We start from the raw sequence: 575 nt of genomic DNA, 5'->3' as shown, positions 1-575 counted from the left end.
TAAGAGTGAGTGTTATTACACACAACCTCTAAGGATTTTACTATGCCAACTCCATGTTATATTTCTATCGACGGTGAAACTCAGGGTCTGATCACGGCGGGCGCCTGTACGGCTGACTCTATCGGTGACTCTTATGTAGAAGGTCACGAAGACGAGATGCTGGTTCAGAAGTTTGACCACGTCATTTCGGTTCCGACCGATCCACAATCTGGTCAACCTTCTGGTCAACGCGTCCATAAACCTTTCAAGTTTACCGTCACTCTCAACAAAGCCGTACCACTGCTGTACAACGCGCTTTCTTCTGGTGAGAAGATGAAGAACGTAGAGCTTAAATGGTACCGCACCTCTATCGAAGGCAAACAAGAGAACTTCTTCACCACTAAGCTAGAAAACGCGTCTATCGTCGATATCCAGTGTGAGATGCCACACTGTCAAGATCCGTCGATGTCCGACTTCACGCAAAATCTAACGGTCTCAATGTCGTACCGTAAGATCACTTGGGATCACGTCAACGCAGGTACGTCTGGTTCAGACGATTGGCGTAAACCTATCGAAGCTTAATCACTTTGATTTTC

At 46.6% G+C, this 575-nt stretch carries 1 protein-coding gene; it reads left to right on the top strand.

Features of this window, described 5'->3' with window-relative positions:
• The first annotated feature begins 42 nt into the window (after positions 1-42).
• On the top strand, positions 43-561 hold the full coding sequence (locus tag ACQEXT_RS21260; protein WP_138972011.1) for an Hcp family type VI secretion system effector: 519 nt from the start codon (positions 43-45) through the stop codon (positions 559-561).
• Positions 562-575 lie beyond the last annotated feature (14 nt).

This window comes from Vibrio sp. TRT 29B02 (assembly GCF_050113655.1).
Classification (GTDB): Bacteria; Pseudomonadota; Gammaproteobacteria; order Enterobacterales; family Vibrionaceae; genus Vibrio.
This window is presented reverse-complemented; position numbering and strand designations above follow the sequence as displayed.

Bases quoted from the DNA above. Each gene is read 5' to 3' on its own strand.
- ACQEXT_RS21260 (WP_138972011.1), top strand. From the start codon at position 43: ATGCCAACTCCATGTTATATTTCTATCGACGGTGAAACTCAGGGTCTG.